At 72.9% G+C, this 20,545-nt stretch carries 24 protein-coding genes; 15 read left to right on the top strand and 9 right to left on the bottom strand.

The window, feature by feature from the left end:
• The first annotated feature begins 128 nt into the window (after positions 1–128).
• Complete coding sequence (locus QMG39_RS10265; protein ID WP_281884661.1) at positions 129–2,243, top strand: PhoX family protein; 2,115 nt, start codon at positions 129–131, stop codon at positions 2,241–2,243.
• A gap of 91 nt (positions 2,244–2,334) precedes the next feature.
• Here the strand turns inward: QMG39_RS10265 and QMG39_RS10260 are convergent, their stop codons facing one another.
• The 4 genes from QMG39_RS10260 to QMG39_RS10245 all read right to left on the bottom strand — a co-directional run bounded on the left by QMG39_RS10260 (position 2,335) and on the right by QMG39_RS10245 (position 4,820).
• Positions 2,335–2,823 (bottom strand): SRPBCC family protein, encoded by a 489-nt coding sequence (locus tag QMG39_RS10260; protein ID WP_281884659.1) that lies wholly within the window; start codon positions 2,821–2,823, stop codon positions 2,335–2,337.
• The gene (locus QMG39_RS10255) at positions 2,820–3,185 is read right to left on the bottom strand and encodes an ArsR/SmtB family transcription factor (protein WP_281884657.1); all 366 of its coding nucleotides are present in this window, start codon (positions 3,183–3,185) and stop codon (positions 2,820–2,822) included. Before QMG39_RS10255 ends, QMG39_RS10260 begins: the two co-directional genes overlap by 4 nt.
• Positions 3,186–3,350: 165 nt before the next feature.
• Positions 3,351–3,554: a transcription antiterminator/RNA stability regulator CspE gene (gene cspE / locus QMG39_RS10250; RefSeq protein WP_281884655.1), complete on the bottom strand. Its 204-nt coding sequence runs from the start codon at positions 3,552–3,554 to the stop codon at positions 3,351–3,353.
• 189 nt (positions 3,555–3,743) lie between these two features.
• On the bottom strand, positions 3,744–4,820 hold the full coding sequence (locus tag QMG39_RS10245) for a fatty acid desaturase family protein (RefSeq protein ID WP_281884653.1): 1,077 nt from the start codon (positions 4,818–4,820) through the stop codon (positions 3,744–3,746).
• 174 nt (positions 4,821–4,994) lie between these two features.
• On the opposite strand from QMG39_RS10245, the gene QMG39_RS10240 reads away from it, so the two are divergent.
• Entirely contained in the window at positions 4,995–5,831 is an 837-nt protein-coding gene (locus tag QMG39_RS10240; RefSeq protein ID WP_281884651.1) for an NAD-dependent epimerase/dehydratase family protein, read from the top strand.
• 29 nt (positions 5,832–5,860) lie between these two features.
• On the opposite strand, the gene QMG39_RS10235 is transcribed toward QMG39_RS10240, so the two are convergent.
• Positions 5,861–6,703 (bottom strand): anti-sigma factor, encoded by an 843-nt coding sequence (locus QMG39_RS10235; RefSeq protein ID WP_281884649.1) that lies wholly within the window; start codon positions 6,701–6,703, stop codon positions 5,861–5,863.
• Positions 6,700–7,305, bottom strand: coding sequence for an ECF RNA polymerase sigma factor SigK (gene sigK / locus QMG39_RS10230; RefSeq protein WP_373878319.1), 606 nt, complete (start codon positions 7,303–7,305; stop codon positions 6,700–6,702). The genes QMG39_RS10235 and sigK overlap by 4 nt, the downstream gene beginning before the upstream one ends.
• Positions 7,306–7,421: 116 nt before the next feature.
• Between sigK and QMG39_RS10225 the strand changes: the two genes are divergently transcribed.
• Together QMG39_RS10225 and QMG39_RS10220 are read left to right on the top strand one after the other, a co-directional pair.
• Complete coding sequence (locus QMG39_RS10225; protein ID WP_281884647.1) at positions 7,422–8,237, top strand: sulfite exporter TauE/SafE family protein; 816 nt, start codon at positions 7,422–7,424, stop codon at positions 8,235–8,237.
• Between the two features lie 91 nt (positions 8,238–8,328).
• Positions 8,329–8,886, top strand: coding sequence for a YceI family protein (locus tag QMG39_RS10220; protein ID WP_281884645.1), 558 nt, complete (start codon positions 8,329–8,331; stop codon positions 8,884–8,886).
• Between the two features lies 1 nt (position 8,887).
• Here the strand turns inward: QMG39_RS10220 and QMG39_RS10215 are convergent, their stop codons facing one another.
• Positions 8,888–9,280, bottom strand: coding sequence for a DUF4190 domain-containing protein (locus QMG39_RS10215; RefSeq protein ID WP_281884643.1), 393 nt, complete (start codon positions 9,278–9,280; stop codon positions 8,888–8,890).
• An 86-nt stretch (positions 9,281–9,366) separates the two neighbouring features.
• Between QMG39_RS10215 and QMG39_RS10210 the strand changes: the two genes are divergently transcribed.
• The 3 genes from QMG39_RS10210 to QMG39_RS10200 all read left to right on the top strand — a co-directional run bounded on the left by QMG39_RS10210 (position 9,367) and on the right by QMG39_RS10200 (position 11,085).
• Positions 9,367–10,032: an alpha/beta hydrolase family protein gene (locus QMG39_RS10210; protein ID WP_281884641.1), complete on the top strand. Its 666-nt coding sequence runs from the start codon at positions 9,367–9,369 to the stop codon at positions 10,030–10,032.
• A gap of 56 nt (positions 10,033–10,088) precedes the next feature.
• Entirely contained in the window at positions 10,089–10,550 is a 462-nt protein-coding gene (locus QMG39_RS10205) for an NUDIX hydrolase (RefSeq protein WP_281884639.1), read from the top strand.
• A gap of 106 nt (positions 10,551–10,656) precedes the next feature.
• Positions 10,657–11,085 carry a VOC family protein gene (locus QMG39_RS10200; RefSeq protein ID WP_281884637.1) on the top strand — a complete coding sequence of 143 codons (429 nt, stop codon included), beginning with the start codon at positions 10,657–10,659 and terminating at the stop codon, positions 11,083–11,085.
• Between the two features lie 30 nt (positions 11,086–11,115).
• On the opposite strand, the gene QMG39_RS10195 is transcribed toward QMG39_RS10200, so the two are convergent.
• Positions 11,116–12,081: an oxygenase MpaB family protein gene (locus QMG39_RS10195; protein WP_281884635.1), complete on the bottom strand. Its 966-nt coding sequence runs from the start codon at positions 12,079–12,081 to the stop codon at positions 11,116–11,118.
• Positions 12,082–12,277: 196 nt separating this feature from the next.
• Here QMG39_RS10195 and QMG39_RS10190 point away from each other — a divergent pair, with 196 nt between their 5' ends.
• The 5 genes from QMG39_RS10190 (at position 12,278) to QMG39_RS10170 (ending at position 17,837) form a co-directional block, all read left to right on the top strand.
• Positions 12,278–12,898: a DUF4956 domain-containing protein gene (locus QMG39_RS10190; protein ID WP_281884633.1), complete on the top strand. Its 621-nt coding sequence runs from the start codon at positions 12,278–12,280 to the stop codon at positions 12,896–12,898.
• Positions 12,895–13,758 (top strand): polyphosphate polymerase domain-containing protein, encoded by an 864-nt coding sequence (locus tag QMG39_RS10185; protein ID WP_281884631.1) that lies wholly within the window; start codon positions 12,895–12,897, stop codon positions 13,756–13,758. Before QMG39_RS10190 ends, QMG39_RS10185 begins: the two co-directional genes overlap by 4 nt.
• Positions 13,755–15,566, top strand: coding sequence for a carbohydrate-binding domain-containing protein (locus QMG39_RS10180; protein ID WP_281884629.1), 1,812 nt, complete (start codon positions 13,755–13,757; stop codon positions 15,564–15,566). The genes QMG39_RS10185 and QMG39_RS10180 overlap by 4 nt, the downstream gene beginning before the upstream one ends.
• Positions 15,567–15,721: 155 nt before the next feature.
• Entirely contained in the window at positions 15,722–16,333 is a 612-nt protein-coding gene (locus QMG39_RS10175) for a histidine phosphatase family protein (RefSeq protein WP_281884627.1), read from the top strand.
• Between the two features lie 70 nt (positions 16,334–16,403).
• Positions 16,404–17,837, top strand: coding sequence for a maltokinase N-terminal cap-like domain-containing protein (locus tag QMG39_RS10170; protein ID WP_281884625.1), 1,434 nt, complete (start codon positions 16,404–16,406; stop codon positions 17,835–17,837).
• 19 nt (positions 17,838–17,856) lie between these two features.
• Here QMG39_RS10170 and QMG39_RS10165 read toward each other — a convergent pair whose 3' ends face one another.
• Positions 17,857–18,405: a nucleoside deaminase gene (locus tag QMG39_RS10165; RefSeq protein WP_281884623.1), complete on the bottom strand. Its 549-nt coding sequence runs from the start codon at positions 18,403–18,405 to the stop codon at positions 17,857–17,859.
• Between the two features lie 172 nt (positions 18,406–18,577).
• Between QMG39_RS10165 and QMG39_RS10160 the strand changes: the two genes are divergently transcribed.
• The 3 genes from QMG39_RS10160 (at position 18,578) to QMG39_RS10150 (ending at position 20,476) form a co-directional block, all read left to right on the top strand.
• On the top strand, positions 18,578–19,057 hold the full coding sequence (locus QMG39_RS10160) for an aromatic ring-opening dioxygenase LigA (protein WP_281884621.1): 480 nt from the start codon (positions 18,578–18,580) through the stop codon (positions 19,055–19,057).
• 133 nt (positions 19,058–19,190) lie between these two features.
• Positions 19,191–20,045: an SDR family oxidoreductase gene (locus QMG39_RS10155; RefSeq protein ID WP_281884619.1), complete on the top strand. Its 855-nt coding sequence runs from the start codon at positions 19,191–19,193 to the stop codon at positions 20,043–20,045.
• Between the two features lie 23 nt (positions 20,046–20,068).
• On the top strand, positions 20,069–20,476 hold the full coding sequence (locus QMG39_RS10150; protein WP_281884617.1) for a YchJ family protein: 408 nt from the start codon (positions 20,069–20,071) through the stop codon (positions 20,474–20,476).
• Positions 20,477–20,545: the final 69 nt, after the last annotated feature.

Genomic DNA, 20,545 nt, shown 5'->3' with positions numbered 1-20,545 from the left:
GTCGCGCAGGCGTTCACGAACGCTTCATCGCACGTTCCCGGACTCGGGCGTCCGTGGCCATGCAGCCGCGCGAGCGTGGCGTCGACCGCCCGTCGCACGAGCGGGCACCGACGCGATGGGAGCGCCCCATGACGATGACCGACGACCCGACCGACGAGACCGGCGCCACGGTGCCCGGCCCCGGCCGCCGCACCATGCTGAACCTCCTGCCCATGCAGGGCCACACCCGCGGCAAGCGCAGCGCGGTGACCTGCCACCTGAAGTGCGCCGACGCGTGCGCGCACCCGGCGCCGAACCTGACGGCCAACGGGTACTTCCGCGACGTCGTGAACTCCGCCTTCTCCCGTCGCGCGCTGCTCGCCGGCGCCGGCGCGGGCGCGGCCGCCGTCGTCATCGGCGCCGCGGCGGGCGGCTCGGCCGCTCCCGCCGCGGCGGCCGGCGGCCCGGGCAAGCTCCCGTTCGTGCCGATCTCGCCGGTGCCGAACACCGTCGACGACGTCGTGGTGCCGACCGGCTACTCGTGGAAGCCGATCATCCGCTGGGGCGACCCGCTGTTCTCCACCGCCGACACGTTCGACCCGAACCACCAGACGGCCGAGCTCCAGGCCCGCCAGTTCGGCTACAACTGCGACTACCTCGACGTCATCGCCGAGGCGAACGGCCGGCGCGGCGTGCTCGTGGCGAACCACGAGTACACCAACGAGGGCATCATGTTCCCGCCCGCCGCCGACGAGGACGAGGCGAACGACCAGCGCCGCGTGGCCCTCGCCGCGCACGGCCTGACCGTCGCCGAGGTCACCCGCTCGCGCAAGGGCCAGCCGTGGACCTACGTCGTGGGCGCCCCGCGCAACCGCCGCATCACCCCCGAGACGGTGTTCGCGTTCTCCGGTCCGGCCGCGGGCGACCCGCTGCTGCGGACCGCGGAGGACCCCACCGGCACCCGGGTGCGCGGCACCTTCAACAACTGCGCCGGCAGCACCACCCCGTGGGGCACGGTGCTCTCGGGCGAGGAGAACTTCAACCAGTACTTCCTCGCCGAGGGCACCCCTGAGCAGGCGCGCTACGGCGTGGGCGACCGGGGCGACGGCCGCGGCTGGCGCAACGTCGACCCGCGCTTCGACGGTGTCGCCAACCCCGGCTACGCCAACGAGCCCAACCGCTTCGGCTGGGTCGTCGAGGTCGACCCGGACGACCCCACGTCGACGCCGGTCAAGCACACCGCGCTCGGCCGCTTCAAGCACGAGGGCGCCGCGGTGCACGTCGGGAAGGACGGCCGCGTCGCGGCCTACATGGGCGACGACGAGCGGTTCGACTACCTCTACAAGTTCGTCTCGAAGGGCACCTACCGCCCGGGGAGCAGCGCCGCGGCGCGGAAGCACAACATGACGCTGCTGACCGAGGGCGACCTGTACGTGGCACGCTTCGACGGCGACTCGTCGGTCGCGGAGATCACCGGCGAGGGCGCGCTGCCCTCGGACGGCGAGTTCGACGGCGCCGGCGTGTGGATCCCGCTCGTGCTCGACGGCGAGAGCCAGGTCTCGGGCATGACCACCGCCGAGGTGCTCGTGTACACCCGCCTCGCGGGCGACGCGGTGGGCGCCACCAAGATGGACCGCCCCGAGGACGTCGAGCCGAACCCGGTCACCGGCCGGGTCTACATGGCCTGCACGAACAACACCAACCGCGGCATCGGCGACTACCCGAGGGCCGACGAGGCGAACCCGCGCACGCGCAACCGCTTCGGTCACGTCATCGAGCTCGTCGAGTCGGGCGACGACGTGACGGCCACCACGTTCGGGTGGAGCATCCTCATCGTCGCGGGCGACCCGGCGACCGACCCGACGACCTACTTCGCCGGCTTCCCGCCGAGCAAGGTCTCGCCGATCTCGTGCCCCGACAACGTGGCGTTCGACGAGGACGGCACGCTGTGGATCTCGACCGACGGCCAGCCCGGCACGATCGGCCTGTGCGACGGCCTGTTCAAGGTGCCGCTCACCGGCGCCGAGCGCGGCCACGTGCAGCAGTTCCTGTCGGTGCCGGTCGACGCCGAGACCTGCGGCCCGGTCATCCACGACCGCGACGGCTCGGTCTTCGTGGCCGTGCAGCACCCGGGCGAGGACGGCGAGTGGGGCGCGCAGACGTCGTACTTCCCGGACTACGTCGCGCCCGGCTCGCTGTCGGGCGGCAAGTGGGGCGGGCCGCGCCCGAGCGTGATCCAGGTCGTGCGCGACGAGTTCGCGTAGGGGCGAAGCGAGCGGATGCCGCGGAGCCGGCGCGCCAGTCACGGCGCGCCGCCCGCGGCATCCGTCGTCTCGTGCTCCTGCCCGGCGCCGCTCAGGCGACGACGAGCGCGGCGACGACCTCGTCGAGCCGCTCGTAGCTGTCGACGACGCCCTCCTCCCAGCCGTGCTCGACCATCGCGTCGCGCACCTCCACGCTGGGGTAGACGGCGTGCCCGCGCATGCGCGTGCGGCCGCCCTCCAGCCGCTCGAAGGTCATCGACTCGAGGCTCACCGCGTCGGGCGCGCCGTCGAACTCGAAGGTCTGGATGGCGATCTCGGGCTCGCGCACCGTGTGGAAGGTGCCGCGGAAGCCGAACTCGGCGCCGCGCGCGGGGTCGCGGTGCACGTAGTCGTAGCTGCCGCCGGACACGAAGTCCCAGTGGTCGATGCGCATCTCGTAGCCTCGCGGGCCGAGCCACTGGGCGACGAGGTCGGGCTCGCGATGCGCCCGGAAGATCGCCTCGACCGGTGCGTCGAACTCGCGCACGAACTCGACGAACGGCAGGCCCGCGGGCGCGTCGATGGTGACGGGGTTGGTCATGATGTCTCCTCCTCGGTGCGGGCGGCCCCCCGGTCGCCCATGGTGTCGAGCACCGCGTCCAGCGTGCGGAACCGCTGCTCGTGGATGAGCCGGTAGTGGTCGATCCACGCGGTGAGCGACTCGAGCGCGCCGGCGTCCAGGTGGACGGGGCGGCGCTGCGCGTCGCGCGTGCGCGTGACGAGGCCGGCCTGCTCGAGCACCTGGATGTGCTTCGAGACGGCCTGCTTGGAGATGTCGAAGGGCTCGGCGAGCTCGTTCACGGTCGCGGGGCCGCGGCTCAGCCGCGCCACGATCCGGCGGCGCACCGGGTCGGCCAGGGCCTGGAACGCCCGGTCGAGACGGTCGTCGGCTTCCGGATCCACGACCCACCTCCTGTGATCAACCAATCGGTTGATCAACACGGTACGACCCGACCCCTGCCGTTGTCAACCATTTGATTGATTACACCCCGAGCCGCGCAGACCCCCGGAGACGCCGATGGCGGCGGCGCCGGAGCGCCGCCGCCATCGGACGGTGAGGAGCGGGTCCTAGAGGACCTGGATGTCCGCGGCCTGCGGGCCCTTCGGGCCCTGCGTGACCTCGAACTGCACCTTCTGGTTCTCCTCCAGGGTGCGGAAGCCCCCCGAGTTGATTGCGCTGAAGTGCGCGAAGACGTCGGCGCTCCCGTCGTCGGGAGCGATGAAGCCGTAGCCCTTGTCGGCGTTGAACCACTTGACGGTTCCGGTAGCCATACTGTGTTTTCCTTCGTGTACTCATTCGGCCCGCCGTTGCGGGCGCGAAGCGGGCGGCCCGAGGGCCGACCGCCATCCTCCCGTCACCTCGAATGGTGCCGGGACGTTGCGGGGATGGGGCGAGGCGACGGCGGGAGAGCGGTCGGACGCGGCATCCGGTCGTGGGGTGGAATCGGGTCGACCGTGAGGTCAGACCCGTCGGAATCGATCGACCATGGGGCAATCGAAGGGATCGCGGGCGGCCAGGCCGACCCGGTTGAGGTAACGGATGACGATCCCGTACGAACGTACGAGGGTCGTCTCAGTGTATGGCACGTCCATGGTTCGGCAATGCTCCATGACGATCTCGCGCGCCCGCGCCAGGTGCGGGCGCGGCATGCTCGGGAACAGGTGGTGCTCGACCTGGTAGTTGAGACCGCCCATCAGCGCGCTCGCCCACCACCCTCCGGAGATGTTGCGCGAGGTGCGGACCTGCTTGCTGAAGAAGTCGAGCTTCGCGTCGCGGGGCACGATCGGCATGCCCTTGTGGTTGGGAGCGAACGAGGCGCCCATGTAGACGCCGAACACCGCCAGCTGCACGCCGAGGAACGCGAACGCCATGCCGAGCGGCAGGAACCAGAACACGACGCCGAGGTACGCGGCGAAGCGCACCGCGATGAGCGCGAGCTCCAGGGCGCGCCCCTCGACGCGGCCTCGGGCGAACAGCCCGCGCACGCTGGTCACGTGCAGGTTGAGCCCCTCGAGGGTGAGCAGCGGGAAGAACAGGTAGCCCTGCCTGCGCGTGATCCAGGCGATGAACCCGCGCTGCTCCGCCGCCGACTCCTCGGTGAACGAGATGGTGTCGAATTCGATGTCGGGGTCCTTCCCGACGCGGTTCGGGTTGGCGTGGTGGCGCGTGTGCTTGCGCATCCACCACTGGTAGCTCATGCCGACGAACAGTGTCGCGAGCAGGCGCCCCGCGAGGTCGTTCCGCGGGCCCGAGGCGAACACCTGACGGTGTGCGGCCTCGTGGGCGAGGAACGCGAACTGGGTGAAGATGATGCCGAGCGCACCCGCGATGAGCAGCTGGAACCAGCTGTCGCCGAGGAGCCAGAAGCCGAAGCCGGCCGCGACGAGCGCGACGACCAACCCTCCGAAAAGGGCGCCGTAGAACCACGGCGTGCGGGCGAGCAGGCCGGACTCGCGGATGACCTGCGACAGCGCGGAGTAGCTCTGGGTGATGTTCGGGGCGTTGGTACGGGCGACCGTGGGACGGAATCCGCCCACGGTGGAGGTGTCTGCGATGATGCGATCCCAGCTGGTGTCTGCGACTTCCCAGCCGAGGTATCGCGGGCGATCGCCCGCTGGTGGATGTTCGCGACGCTAGGGTCGGGCGCTGGGAAGGGCCTGTGAGACACGCCGCCCGGTGCCGGAACGTGACCTTTGGGCCAGACTGTGACCATGAGAGTCGCAGTCACCGGAGGATCAGGCAAGCTCGGGCGCACCGTCGTGCGCGAACTCACGGCAGCGGGCCACGACGTGGTCAACTTCGATCGGGTCGGGGAGCGCGGGCCGAGCTTCGTGCAGCTCGACACGACCGACTACGGGCAGGTGATCGACGCGCTCGGCGGCGTCGATCGCACCGAGGGCTTCGAGGCGCTCGTGCACCTCGCGGCGATCCCCGCGCCGGGCATGCTGACCGACGCCGCCACCTTCCGCAACAACATGCTGACCACGTTCAACCTGTTCTGGGCGGCGACCAGGCTCGGCATCCGGCGCATCGTGTACGCGTCGAGCGAGACCGTGCTCGGGCTGCCCTTCGACGTGCCGCCGCCGTACATCCCCGTCGACGAGGACTACCCCGCCAGGCCCGAGTCGGTGTACTCGATCACGAAGGTGCTCGAGGAGCAGCTCGCGATCGAGCTGGTGCGCTGGTACCCCGACCTCTCGATCACCGCACTGCGCTTCTCCAACGTGATGGAGCCGGCCGACTACGCCGAGTTCCCCTCCTACGACGCCGACGCGATGACGCGCAAGTGGAACCTCTGGGGCTACATCGACGCACGTGACGGCGCGCAGGCGATCGACCTCGCGCTGCGCAAGGCGCCGGCCGGCTTCGACCGGTACATCATCGCGGCCGCCGACACCGTGATGTCCCGCCCGAACGCCGAGCTCGTCGCCGAGGTCTTCCCCGACGTGCCCGTGCGGGGCGACCTGGGCGAGCACGACACCATGCTCTCGATCGACAAGGCGAGGCGGATGCTGGGCTACACGCCTCGACACTCCTGGAGGGACTGACCGCACCGGGCGCGGCGGTCGGCCCCGGTTCAGGCGTTCGTCGGGATGACGATGATCGGCTCGGTGGTCGGCTGGTCGGACCCGCCGGCGGGCTCGACGGTCACGCCGATCGTGGCGCCGGCCGGCGCCGACTCGATCAGGTGCACGGTCACGCCGTCGCCCGCGGCGAACAGCCCGGCCGCTGCGATCCCGGCGTCGGTGATGACCCACGCCTCGTAGGTCTCATCGTCGCCCAGTGCGGGGAGCTCGTCGACGAGGAGCGCGGTGCGGTCCAGCTCGTCGGACCAGACGAGCGTCGCCGTGGCCCCGTCGGAGGACTGCACGGACTGACGCCGCGCGTCCGGCGCCGCGCTGATCTCGGCGACGACGGACTCCGGTGTCTCGGCCGGACCGCTGAAGCCGCCGCCGAGCGCGATGCCGGCGACCAGCAGCGCCGACGCTGCCGCGACGGCCGCCACGGCCGTCGCCGCCCGGACGCCCCAGCGCGACCGCGCGCGCTCCTGGGCGGGACCGCCGCGCGGGGCGTCAGCCGCTGCGGGTGCGGGCTGCTCCGGAGTGACCGGTGCGGCGTGGATCGGCGCGGCGGCCTCCGCCTCCGGGGCGTCGGGCGCGGGCGTCGCGCCGTCGGCACGCACCTGGGGGGTCTGCGCGATGCGCGCGAGCAGGGCGTCGCGCATCGCGGGCGGCGGGGCGACCGGCTCCGCCGCAGCGCCGAGCGCCGCAGCGACCTCGTCGTACTCGTTCGCACGCCCGTCGAGACCGTCGTCGGCGTCGCGCGCCGCCTCCAGTGCAGCGCGCTCCTCATCGTCGAGCGCGTCGAGCGCACCCGCCGCGGCGAGCGCCTCGAGCTCCTCGCGATCCCGATCGGTCATCTCGTCACCCCCAGGGCGTCTCGCAGTCGTCCCATGCCGTCCCGTATCCGGGTCTTCACCGTGCCGAGCGGCACGTCCAGTCGTTCGGCGATCTCGCGCTGGGTGAGCCCGCCGTAGTACGCGAGCTCGATGGATTCGCGTTGCGGGCCTGCCAGGCCGCCCATCGCGCGCGCGACCCGCTCGTGCTCGATGCGGACCTCCACGGACTCCGACGGATCGGGCACCTCCGCCGCCAGCTCGCGGTGGCCCGCTGCCAGGTCGCGGTCGCGCGCCGACTGCGCGGACCGCACGCGGTCGACCGCACGCCGGTGGGTGAGGGTGAGGATCCAACTCACCGCGGAGCCCTTCCCTGCGTCGAAGCGCGGCGCCTGCTGCCAGATCTCCAGGAACACCTCCTGCGCGACCTCCTCCGACTGCGCGACGTCCACGAGGAGGCGGCGCACGAGTCCCAGCACCCGAGGCGCCATGGCGTCGTAGAGGGCGGCGAAGGCCGCCTGGTCGCCTGCACCGACACGGACGAGCAGGGCGTCCGGCGTCGCCGCCGTCGCCGTCGTCTCGGTCTCGCTCTCGGGGCGCACGAGCACCAGCATTGCAGAACCCATCGCACCTCCCGTGGATCGCAACGGGATTCGGAGTCGCCGCCGGCGCCGGATTGGGCGGCGATCGGTGGGAGCGGACCCCATCGAGCCCGGGCGTGGGGTGCCGATAGCCTGTTCCGATGACGACTCCCCCGGCGACGCCCTCCGACGAGCAGGCCCGCGGCGGCCGCTACTGGTTCTGGCTCGCGACCGTCGGCGTGATCGGCGGCGTGCTCTCGGGCGCGTTCGGCGTCGGCGGCGGCATCATCATGGTTCCGCTGCTCATCTTCCTGACGGGCATGGACCAGCGCCGGGCATCCGCCACGTCGCTCGCGGCGATCGTGCCCACCGCGATCGCGGGCGCGACCACGTACTTCGCGAACGGCCAGGTCGACGTGCTGGCAGCGCTGTTCGTGGCGGTCGGCGGCGTGGTCGGCTCGTACCTCGGCGCCATGCTGCTGCGGCGGATCAGCCTCACCTGGCTGCGCTGGATGTTCATCGCGGTCATGCTCATCGCCGCGGTGCGCCTGTTCCTCGTCGTGCCGACCCGCGACCAGGGCATGCTCGATCTCGACGTCTGGACCGCGATCGCGTTGACCGGCCTCGGCCTCGTCATGGGCATCGCCTCGGGACTGTTCGGCGTCGGCGGCGGCATCATCGCGGTGCCGGGGCTCATGGCGCTGTTCGGCATGGGCGACCTGATCGCGAAGGGCACGAGCCTGCTGGTGATGATCCCCACGGCCATCAGCGGCACGGTCGCGAACTCGCGCGGCGGGCTCGTGAAGCTCTCCGAAGCGGCCGTCGTCGGCGTGGCGGCGACCGTCGCCTCGTTCGGCGGTGTCGCCCTGGCATTCGTCATGCCGCCCGCGCTCGCGTCGTACCTCTTCGCTGCGCTCATCGTCTTCGCCGCGGTGCAGCTCGCGATCCGCGCGGTGCGGGCGCAGCGCAAGGGCTGACCCACGACCCTCCGTCGCACTCGACGACGGATGTCGAAAAAATCTCGCGACCTCGGGAATGAATCCGGTTTCCATGCAATTGCATACGATCATGGAAACGCAGATCGCAACCCACCCGCAGTTCATCGCCGGCACCTGGAAGCTCGACCCGATGCACGCCGAGCTCTCGTTCTCGGTGCGCCACCTCGCCATCAGCAAGGTGCGCGGCGCGTTCGAGACCTTCGACGTGACCGTCGTGACGAGCGAGGACCCGGCCGAGACCACGGTCGAGGCGACCATCGACATCGCCTCGGTCACCACCAACCAGAAGGACCGCGACGCGCACCTGCGCACCGGCGACTTCTTCAAGACCGACGAGTTCCCGACGGCCACCTTCCGCTCCACTCGCGTCGCGATCGACGGCGACGAGTTCGTCATCGACGGCGACCTGACCCTCCGCGGGGTCACCAAGCCGATCACGCTGACCGGCGAGTTCGGCGGCGTCGCCACCGACGCCTACGGCCAGACCAAGGCCGGCGCGACCGCCACCACGAAGATCAACCGCCACGACTTCGGCGTGAGCTGGAACGCCGCCCTCGAGACCGGCGGCGTCATGCTCGGCGACGAGGTCACCCTGACCGCCGAGCTGCAGGTCGCCCTGCAGGCGTAGGTCAGTAGCGCTCGAGCGCGGCGCTCGCCCCGGCGATCAGCACCCAGGCGAGCGCCGTGAGCACGATGACCGCCAGCGTCACGATGCCGAGCACGAGCCCGGCCGTGGCCGGGCCCCGGCCGGCGCCGTCGAGCTGCCTGGCCCGGTGACGTCCCACCGCGCCGAGGATGATCGCCAGCATCCCGGGCACGAAGCCGACGAGCGCGGCGATGACCCCCAGCACGGGGATGACCGTCCAGACGCCCGTCGCGATGCCGACGACACCGAGCGCCAGCGCGGCGATCGCGATGCCGTTCGGCACCGCGGCGGGCTCGGCGCCGGCAGCGGGGGCCTGCACGGCGTCGGCGGCGGCAGCCGCGGCGGGTTCGTCGGGATGCGGGGGGTTCGCGCTCACCCACCCGAGTATGCCCCTCGCGCCGGGCGCGCGCATGCGGAGACACCGCGCCTGTGGGCGGATCCCGGCGGTGGCACGATGGGGGCATGCCGTCTCGCACCGAGGAGCTGACCCTCGACACGGGCGCCGCCGAGGTGCCCGCGCGCTTCGCCGCACCGGCCGACCCGTGGGCGACCATCGTGGTCGCCCACGGCGCGGGCGCGGGCATGGACCATCCGTGGCTCGCGGGGTTCGCCGACGCGATGGTCGACGCGGGCGTCGCGACGCTGCGGTTCGACTTCCCCTATCGCGCGGCGGGCCGCAGGTTCCCCGACCGCCCTCCTGCTGCGATCGCGACCTGGCGTGCCGCGCTCGATGCGGCGCGCGCCCGCGCGGGTGAGACGCCGGTGTGGGCGTCGGGCAAGTCGTACGGCGGCCGCATGGCGTCGATGGCGGTGGCCGACGGGGCGGATGCGGCCGGCCTGGTGTTCCTCGGCTACCCGCTGCATCCGCCCGGCAAGCCGGAGCAGCTGCGCGACGCGCACCTGTACGGCATCACCGTGCCGATGCTGTTCCTGCAGGGCACGAACGATCCGTTCGCGAAGCCCGTCGAGCAGCTGGACGACGTCGTGCGGCGGATCGGCGCGAACGCGGTGCTCGAGTGGGTCGAGGGCGGCGGGCACTCGTTCGAGGTGGCGGGCAGGAAGCGGTCGCAGGCCGAGCTCGGGGCATCCGTCGCCCCGCCGGTAGCGGCATTCCTCCGAGGGCGCTGACCTGCGCCAGCACTGAGTTCCGCGCCGCTCGCCCCGCGCCGTGCTTGAATCCCGACATGGGGGAGACCAGCGCGGGCATCCTGCTGTACCGGCGGCGGGGCGACGGGGTAGAGGTCTACCTCGGCCACATGGGCGGGCCGTTCTGGCAGGGGAAGGACGCCGCGGCCTGGTCGATCCCGAAGGGCACGTACACCGACGAGCAGCCGCTCGACGCCGCGCGCCGGGAGTTCCGGGAGGAGATCGGCCATCCGGCGCCCGAGGTGCCGTACGTCGAGCTGGGCCGGTTCCGCTACAGCTCGGGCAAGGTCGTCACGGTGTTCGCGGGCGAGGCGGAGTTCGACCCCGGCCAGGTGCGCAGCGAGACGTTCGAGCTCGAGTGGCCCCCGCGGTCGGGACGCATGCAGGCGTTCCCCGAGCTCGACGACGCGCGCTGGTTCGCGCTCGACGACGCGCGCGAGCGACTCGTGCGCGGTCAGCGCCCGGCGCTCGACGCGCTGGCCGCACTGCTCGATTCCTGACGACCGGCGACACACGGCATCCGGTGGGGGTTGCCGGTGTCGGAGGTGAGGAGCAGGATCGCACTCGGGTGCCGCGATCGCCGCACCTCGATCGGAGGCACACGCCATGTCCATCCTGAACCCCTACCTGACCTTCGGCGGCGAGGCCCGCGAGGCGATGGAGTTCTACCAGAAGGTGTTCGGCGGCGAGCTGACCACGAACACCTTCCGCGACTTCCACATGGAGGACCTCCCCGAGGAGGAACTCGACGGAATCATGCACGCCCAGCTGACCACGCCCGCGGGCTTCACCCTGATGGGCGCCGACGCGCCCGCCGCGATGGGCGGCCCGACACCCAACGGCAACCTCTCGGTCTCGGGCGGCGCCGACGAGGAGGACGAGCTGCGCGGCTACTGGGCCGGGCTCGCCGAGGGCGGCACGATCGACATGCCGCTCGAGGTCGCCCCGTGGGGCGACGCGTTCGGGCAGGTCACCGACAGGTACGGCGTCGTCTGGTACGTGAACCTCGAGGGGCCGGGCAACCTGGCCGGTTGAGCCGCGCCCCGTCGTCGTCCGGTCGCCGGGTCAGACGAGCGGGATGCCCCGGCGCACCCGCCGGTCGAGGTCGAGCAGGAGCACGTTGAACGGGAACTCGCGCAGCGGGCGCGGCGACAGGGCGACGACCGCGCTGCACACGGCGAGCAGGCGCTCGAAGCGGCGCTGACGCTCGTCGTCCCAGTCCCAGCGCATCTCGTCGCGGAAGCGCTGCGGGAGGAACCCGGTCGCGAGCAGCAGCGCGAGGTCGTTGACCGGCTTGCGGATCAGCTTCGGCAGGTCGTCCTTCACGACGAGGTCGTTGAGGTACCGCCGCACGGCGTCGTCGATGTGCACGCGCTCGAGCGAGTCGTTCCAGTAGCGCTCGAACGCCGCGAGGTCCTCGGGCCACTGGTCGGGATGCACCTGCAGGGTCGTGCCGAGCACCGCGCCGGCGCGGTAGTGCGCCTCGGCGGTCTCCGGGTCCATGGGGCCGATGAACTGGTGCCAGACGTCGACGCCGCCCTTGTAGAGACAGGCCGCGACCCAGAGCTGCAGGTCGCGGTCGAAGGCGTTGTACTTCACCGGGCTCTCGGGCGTCGAGCGCACCTGCCGGTGCGACCCGTCGACCGCGCGGCGGTACACGGCCTTCTGCTCGGCGGTGCCGCGGTAGGCGACGGCGAGGTAGGTGAACGTCGTGCGGGCGCGCTTGACCGGATGCAGGTCGGCCCGGCCACTCTCGACCCGGCTCTCCGCGACCCCGTGGCCGACGCCCGGGCGCGCGAGCTGCATGATGACGTTCGCGCGGCCCGCGAGGAGGCTGACCCACATCAGGGCGTCGCTGAAGCCGGGATCGCGGCGCGCCCAGATGCGCCGCTGCCAGTCGGGCCGGGGAGGCACCGGCATGAAGATGCCCGCGCCGATTCCGCGCGCGGCACCGGCCACGGTCGCCGTCGCCCGGCCGATCGCGACGCCGGCGGCCCGTGCCGCCCGCCGACGCTCCTGCTCCACCGTCATGCCGGCTCCCCTCGAGCTCCCTCACCCGAGAGCAATGTTAACCGTGATTCGCATCGGTGGCGATACCCCCGGTGCATCCCGCGCCACGGCAACCCGGAGCGGATGCATCCTCCCGGCACAGGCGAGTCATAGGAACCGCATAGGGCGCTTGGGCTGAATGGGACCCGCAACCCCAGAAGACCCATCGGAGGCCCCCGTGCAACAGCTCCTCGCCGTCGCGATCGACCTGGTCGCGATCACCGTGCTCATCCTCGGCATCTACTTCCCCCGGCACCGCCGGCGCGACCTCGTCGCCGCCTACATCGGCGTCAACGTCGGGGTCGTGGCCGTCTCGATGGTGCTCGGGTCCGCGGCGATCGGCGCGGGCCTCGGCCTCGGCCTGTTCGGCGTGCTCTCGATCATCCGGCTGCGCTCGCGCGAGATCGAGCAGCACGAGGTCGCCTACTACTTCGCGTCGCTCGCGCTCGGCCTCATCGCCGGCCTCGGCAGTGACCTGGGCTGGATCGCCGGCGCCCTGATGGGCCTCATCGTCGGCGCCATGTTCCTCGCCGACCACCCCCGACTGCTGCACCGCTACCGTCAGCAGACCGTCGTGCTCGACCGGGCGGTGTCGGATGCCGCCGAGCTCGACCGCGCACTCGAGGAGGTCCTCGGCGGCCGCGTGCACCGCGCCGACGTGAAGCGCCTCGACCTGGTCAACGACACCACCGTGGTCGACGTGCGGTACGAGGTCGCCCGCGACGGCGACCGCCGCCGTGAGCCCCGCGAGCGCGTCGCCGACAGCGGCCGGGCGTCGCTCGCCGAGGTGCGGTCGTGACCGCCGTCGAGACGCGGCCGCTCGCGACCGGCGCCCTGGCGCTCCGCCCGATCTCGCTCGACGAGCTCAACGCGGCCGCCGCGCTGCAGCGCCGGGTCGACCGCAAGTACGCGCTGCGGCGCGAGGAGCTGGGCGACGTGCTCGCCGGGCTCGACCGCGACGCGCGCGTGCTCGAGATCGACGGCGAGCGCCGCAGCCGCTACGAGTCGGTGTATTTCGACACCCCCGACCTGACGAGCTACCTGCTCGCGGCACGCGGTCGCCGCCGTCGCTTCAAGGTGCGCACGCGCAGCTACGTCGACGTCGGCACGAGCTTCCTCGAGGTCAAGACGCGCGCCGGGCGCAGCGTCACCGTGAAGGAGCGCATCGCCTACGACGGCGCCGACGCGGCGGAGCTGACGCCGGAGGGCGCCGCCTACGCGGCATCCGTCTTCGCCGAGGTCGGCATCGACGCGCCGGGCCGGCCGCTGGAGCCCGTCCTCACGACGGCCTACCGCCGCACGACGCTGCTGCTGGCCGACGGCGCCTCCCGCGCGACCATCGACGTCGACCTCGCCTGGATCGACCACGGCGACCACGAGCACTTCGGGCGGCGGCTCGAGCTGCCCGACCTGGTGATCGTCGAGACGAAGTCCGTCGGCGGCGCCGGCGAGCTCGACCGCCTGCTCTGGGCGAACGGGCACCGGCCCGCATCCATCTCGAAGTTCGGCACCGGGCTCGCGGCACTGCGCCCGGGGCTGCCGCACAACAAGTGGTCGCGCGTGCTGCGCCGCCACTTCGACCCGGGCGCCATCCGCCCGACCGACGCCCGCACGGGCGTCCACGACACGACGCACGCACCCACGAGGAGGACCCGATGACCACCCACGACCGCTCCCGGGCCCAGGACGCCACCCGGACCTCGCGCGCCCGCACGGCGATGCGCCGCCCCGCCGTGGTGCTGCCCGTCCTGCTCACCGGCACGCTGCTCGCGGGGTGCACCGCGACCGCGACGACCGACGCCTTCGGCGCGACGAGCTCCGACACCTCCGGGTCGGCCACGACCGAGACGGTCTCGGTCGACGTCGGCCAGACCGCCGCCGAGGCGATGGCCGAGAACCAGGAGTCGCACGCCTCGGACGACGATGCCGAGGTCGTCGAGTCCGAGGTGGTCGACGTGACGCTCGACGGCGACGACGCGAGCGTGTCGGCGGGCGCCGACGCGTCGGCCGACACGGTCACCGTCGAGGACGGAACCGTGACCATCACGGCCGCCGGCACCTACCGCCTGAGCGGCGAGTACTCGGGCGCCGTCGTGGTCGCCGCCGACGACGAGGCCGACGTGCAGCTCATCCTCGACGGCGTCGACATCGCCAACGCCGACGACGCGGCGATCGCCGTCACCGGCGCCGACGAGGTCATCGTGATCCTCGCCGACGGTTCGACCAACGCCCTGAGCGACACCGACTCGTACGCCGAGGACGCCGACATCAACGCCGCCCTCGACAGCACCGCCGACCTCACCATCACGGGCGACGGTGCGCTCGAGGTCACCGGCAACGGCAACGACGCGATCGCGAGTTCCGACGGGCTCGTCATCTCGGGCGGCGACATCACGGTGAACGCCGTCGACGACGGCATCCGCGGCAAGGACTACGTGATCATCACGGGCGGCACGATCGAGGTCACCGCGGGCGGCGACGGCGTGAAGTCCGACAACGAGGAGGAGGCCGAGCGCGGGTACATCGCGATCGGCGGCGGCACGATCGACGTCGTCGCAGGCGGCGACGGCCTGGCCGCGGAGACCGACGTGATCGTCTGGGGCGGCGACGTCTCGATCGAGGCCGGTGGCGGCAGCGGGGCATCCGTCACCGACGACACCTCGGCCAAGGGCGTCAAGGCCGGCGCGCTCGTCGTCGTGGACGGCGGCGCGCTCGACATCGACGCGGCCGACGACGCCGTGCACTCGGACGGCGGCGTGCACATCGCCGACGGCAGCGTGACCGCCGCGACCGGCGACGACGGCGTGCACGCCGAGACCGCACTGTCGGTCTCCGGCGGCGTGATCGACGTGCTCACCTCGTACGAGGGGCTCGAGTCGGTCGAGATCGACATCTCCGGTGGCGAGATCTCGATCGTCGCCGACGACGACGGCATCAACGGCGCGGGCGACGCGCAGGCGACCATGTCGATCTCGGGCGGCGAGATCGTCGTCGATGCGCAGGGCGACGGCATCGACGTGAACGGCACGCTGTCGATCTCGGGCGGCGACACCCTCGTCTTCGGGCCCACGAGCAACGGCAACGGCGCGCTCGACGTCGACGGGACCTTCGAGGTCTCGGGCGGCACGCTGCTCGCGCTGGGCAGCGCGGGCATGGTCGTCGGGCCGAGCACCGCGTCGGCGCAGGCATCCGTGGGCTTCACGCTCAACGGCGCGACCGGCGGCACGGTGACCATCACGGACGCCGACGGCACCGTGCTCGCGACCGCCGACAGCGACAAGGCGTTCCAGTCGGTGGTCTACTCGTCCGCCGATGTCACGTCGGGCACCACGTACACCGCGACCGCGAGCGGTACGAGCGTCACGGCCACGGCGGGCGCGCAGATCGGCTCGGGCGGCATGGGCGGCGGCATGGGCGGCCAGGGCGGCGGCGGCCAGGGCGGCGGCCCCGGCGGCGGACGCCCCTAGCGGGGCTGCCGGAGGGGTGCCCCGCGCGCGACGCCGTGCGCGGGGCACCCGGTGCGTCACCCGACGTTCAGGCTCACCCGGTAGCGTCGTGTCGGGCGCAGCGTGGCTCCCATCGCATCCCGATCACACGGAATCGAAGGAAGAGGCACGCCCGCATGACCCGAATCGTCTTCGTGCGCCACGGCGAGACCGAGTGGAACCGCGCCCGCCTGCTGCAGGGGCGCACCGACATCCCCCTGAACGACCACGGCCGCGCACAGGCCGCTGCGGCATCGGTGCTGCTGGCCGACCGGCTCGCCGAGACGCTCGTGACCTCACCGCTCGGGCGCGCGGTCGAGACGGGTCGCATCCTCGCGGAACGCGCCGGCCTGACCGTCGCCGGCACCCTCGACGACCTGGTCGAGCGCGACTTCGGCGAGGCCGAGGGCTTGCTCGTGCCCGACGCGCGCGAGCGCTGGGGCTCGGAGTACCCCGGTGCCGAGACGGATGCCGCCCTGGCGGCGCGCGGCCGAGCAGTGGTCGAGCACCTGGCCGCGACCCACCGGGCCGTGATCGCGGTCGCGCACGGCACCTTCATCAGGGCCGCGGTCGACGCCGTGGCCGGCGGCGCGCTCGAGCGGCTCGGCAACGGCGACGTGGTCGTGCTCGAACGGGTCACCGAGTCCTGGCACGTCGAGGTGCGGCGCAACCCGATCCCGGCGTCGCCCGAGGCGGAGCCCGGCGAGGTCGAGGGCGCACGCGCGGCGGCCGCGACCCGGGTGGCCTGAGCGCGGGCCCGAGCACGGGGACGCGCGCCCGGGTGGACAACGCCCGATGCGGCGCAATAGCGTCGGCCACATGGACCAGGGGGCGGGGCGGCCGGCGGTGACGGACGACGCGTTGTCGGCGGCGACGCTCGAGCGACTCTCCACGTGGATCGCGGGCCAGCGCTGGTACGGGGGCAACGCGGGGCTCCCCCGGCTGCGTGCCCTCGGGTCCTACGAGCTGCCGACCGGCACCCCCGACGTGGCGGCGCACGCACTGCTCGTCATGGACGAGGCGCCCGCCCGCCCGGTGCTCTACCAGGTCCCCGTCACGCTGCGGCGGGCGCCGTCGGGCGTCGCGGAGGAGCACCTCATCGGCACCCTCGACGACGGCACGCTGGTCTTCGACGGGCCGCACGACCCGGTGTTCACCCGCGCGCTGCTCGAGCTCCTCACCGGCGGCACGGTCGCGATCGACTCGGGCGTGACGGCGCAAGGCAGGCTCTCCGGCACGGATGCCGCGGGGCGCGTCGATCCCGGATCGCTCGTCAGCCGCGTGCTCACGGGCGAGCAGTCGAACAGCTCGATCATCTACGAGCCCCGCGAGCCTGGTGCCGCGCGTCCCCTCATCTGCAAGGTCTACCGCCGACTGCACCACGGCGAGAACCCGGACGTGACCCTGCCGACGGCGCTGGCCGAGGGCGGCTCGCCGCACGTGCCGGCGAGCATCGGCGCCCTGACCGGCACCTGGGACGACGTGGGACGCGAGTCGGGCCGGGCGACGGGGCACCTCGCGTTCGCGCAGGAGTTCCTGCCGGGCGTCGAGGACGCGTGGCGGGTCGCGCTGCGCGCGGCAGCGACCGGCGAGCCGTTCGCCGGCCCCGCGCGGGAGCTCGGCGTGGCGACCGCGGAGGTGCACGCGAGCCTCGCCGCTGCCTTCGGGACGCGCGCCGCGACGCGCGAGCGCGACCTCCGGGCGGTCGAGGCGTGGCACCGCCGGCTCGGCACGGCGGTGCGCGAGGTGCCCGCCCTGGCGCCGCACCGTTCCGCGATCGAGGCGGTCTACGCCCGGGCGGAGGACGCCACCTGGCCGGCGCTGCAGCGCATCCACGGCGACCTGCACCTCGGTCAGGTCGTCGCCGCGCCGGGGCGCCCCTGGGTGCTGCTCGACTTCGAGGGCGAGCCGCTGCGGCCGATGGCGGAGCGCACCGGCAACGACCTCGCGCTCCGCGACGTCGCCGGCATGCTGCGCTCCTTCGACTACGCGACCGGATCCGTCGCGCAGTCCGGCGGGGCGTCCGACGACGACCTCCGCGCGTGGGCGGGTGTCGCCCGCCGGGCGTACCTCGACGGCTACGCGGAGGTCGCGGGCGAGGATCCGCGGGCGCACCGGGACCTGCTCGCCGCGCTCGAACTCGACAAGGCGGTCTACGAGGCGATCTACGAGACCCGCACCCGCCCGGCGTGGGTGACCATCCCGCTCACCGCGATCGACCGCCTGCTGGCCGGAGCCGATCCGGCGTCCTGACCGGGCGAGGGATCGAGGGTCAGCCCCAGAAGCCCTCGTGCACCGCGGCGGCCTCCGGCAGGCCCGCCGGTCCCGCGACCTCGACGGGGCGACCTCCCCGCGCGAACACCTCACGGCAGGGCAGCGCGAGCGTCGGCACGCCCTCCTGCGCGACGACGATCTCGCGCAGCGCCCGCTCGGAGAGGGCGTAGACGATGCGTCGGATGCCGCTCCAGTAGATCGCGCCCGAGCACATGGCGCACGGCTCGGTGCTCGTGAAGAGCGTGCTCGCGGCCAGGCGCTCCGCACCGAGCACGGACGCCGCACGCCGGACCACGTTCGTCTCGGCGTGACCGGTCGGGTCGCGCCGGGTCACGACCGAGTTGCGCCCCTCGACCACCTCGCCGTCGGGGGCGACCACGATCGCGCCGAACGGGTGGTCGCCGCGCTCGCGCGCCGACGCGGCCAGGCGGATCGCGTGCCGGAGCCGGTCGAGGTCGGCGTCGTCGAGTCCGTCGTCGAGGTGCTCGTCGAAGCCCCCGGAGGCCCCCGCCGCGGGGCCGGCCGGCCCGGTCGCATCCGTCGTCATCGCCCCATGCTCCCGCACCGGGGCCTGGATTTGTGGACTTCCGCCAATTTCGACGCGACGCCTCCCTGCAGAAGTCACAGATTTCCACGAATGTGTAGATTCCGTTGTCGGAACCGTTGTATGGTCAGACCACACAAACCCACCACCACAACAGCAGCAAGGGGACGGAGAAATGACCACCACCATCAGCCCGGTCCGCCGCACGACGGCCCGAGTCCTCAGCATCATCTCGATCGTGATCGGCGCCGTGTTCGTCGTCGCCGGCGCGGTCGCCTGGACGGCCGTCAGCACGCAACTCGCCGACGAGCACATCACCGTCGCCGAGGACGCCGCCTTCCTCGCCGGCGAGCCGGTCGCGGGCCCGCTCACCGCCTACGCCCAGGCCGACATCATCAACCACCACGCGCTCGACGCGAGCGGCGGCCTCACCTACGCCGAGCTCGACCGCGAGGACCCGGTGCGCGCGACCATGATGAACGCCTCGTTCCTGCGGGCATCGCTGTTCACCTCGGTCGTCTCGTTCGGCGTGGCACTCTTCGCCGTCGGCGCCGGCGTGGTGACGATCATGCTCGGCAGCGCGGGGCTGCTGCTCACCCCGGCCGCCTCGAAGGTCGAGGAGGCACCGGCACGGGAGGCCGTGACCACCGGCTGACCGGCTCCGCCACGCCGAACGCGACGACGCCCGCACCCCACGGTGCGGGCGTCGTCGCGTTCGGCGTGCGCGAGGCGGGAAGGATCCCGGACCGGCCCGGGTTGTGGAGGGAGACCCCAGCGGAAGGACCCCCATGACCATCCTCGTCACCGGCGCCACCGGCCACCTCGGCGCCCTCGTCATCGATGCGCTGCTCGCCCGAGGCGCGGACCCGGCCGGCATCGTCGCCGGCGCGCGGACGCCCTCCGACCTCGACGCGCTCGCGGAGCGGGGCATCCGCGTCGTGCGCTTCGACTACGCCGACCCCGAGACCCTGGCCCCAGCGCTCGAGGGGATCGACGCGCTGCTCCTGGTCTCCGGAACGGAACTCGGTGCGCGCGTGGCCCAGCATCGCAACGTCATCGACGCCGCCGCCGCAGCGGGCGTGGGCAAGCTCGTCTACACGAGCGCGCCGCACGTCGCCGACAGCGATCTGCCCCTCGCGCCCGACCACCGCGCGACCGAGGAGGCGATCGCCGAGTCCGGGGTGCCCGCGGTGATCCTGCGCAACAACTGGTACTCCGAGAACTACACCCGCGACCTCGCCGTGGCCGCCGAGTCGGGCACGGTCGTCTCGTCCGTCGGCGACGGCCGCATCGCGAGCGCGCCCCGGGCCGACTACGCCGAGGCCGCCGCCGTCGTGCTGCTCGAGGAGGGCCACCTCGGTGAGACCTACGAGCTCGCGGGCGACCACGCGTGGACCTTCGAGGAACTCGCCGCCGCGTACGCCGAGGTGCTGGGCCGCGACGTCGAGTACGTGCGCCTCAGCAGCGACGAGCGCAGCGCGGCCCTCCTGGAGGCCGGGGCCGGCGAAGGCGCGGCCGGGTTCGTGGCCGCACTCGAGGCGAGCATCCGCGACGGCGCGCTCGCCGACGCCGACGGCACGCTCGCCCGACTCATCGGGCGTCGGACCACGCCGCTCGTCGAGACGCTCCGGCGGGCCGCGTGACGCGCGCTGCGCATACTGGAGGCGTGACCGCCACGACCCCGCTGCCCGACGACGCACGCTGCCCCTGCCTCAGCGGGCTGACCTACGGCGAGTGCTGCGGGCCGTTGCACCGCGGCGAGCGCGTCGCCCCCACGGCGCTCGCGCTCATGCGGTCGCGCTACTCGGCGTTCGCGGTGCACGACGGCGAGTACCTGTCGGCCACGTGGCACCCGCGCTCCCGCCCCGACGTCATCGGCCTCGACCCGCGCGAGCGCTGGTACCGCCTCGACATCGAGGAGACCGTCGGCGGCGGCCCGCTCGACTCGCAGGGCGTGGTCGAGTTCACCGCGTACCACCGCAGCGACGACGAGCGCGGCAGCCTGCACGAGCGCAGCGGGTTCGTGCGCGAGCAGGGCCGCTGGTGGTACGTCGGGCGGGTGCAGCGCGGCTGACTCGGCCGCATCCGCTCGCCCTCGCCCCTGCGCCACCCGATGCGGCCGGCAACTCGCAGCCCGCTCCCA

This window comes from Agromyces rhizosphaerae, from assembly GCF_027925245.1.
GTDB classification, from domain to species: domain Bacteria; phylum Actinomycetota; class Actinomycetes; order Actinomycetales; family Microbacteriaceae; genus Agromyces; species Agromyces rhizosphaerae.
This window is presented reverse-complemented; position numbering and strand designations above follow the sequence as displayed.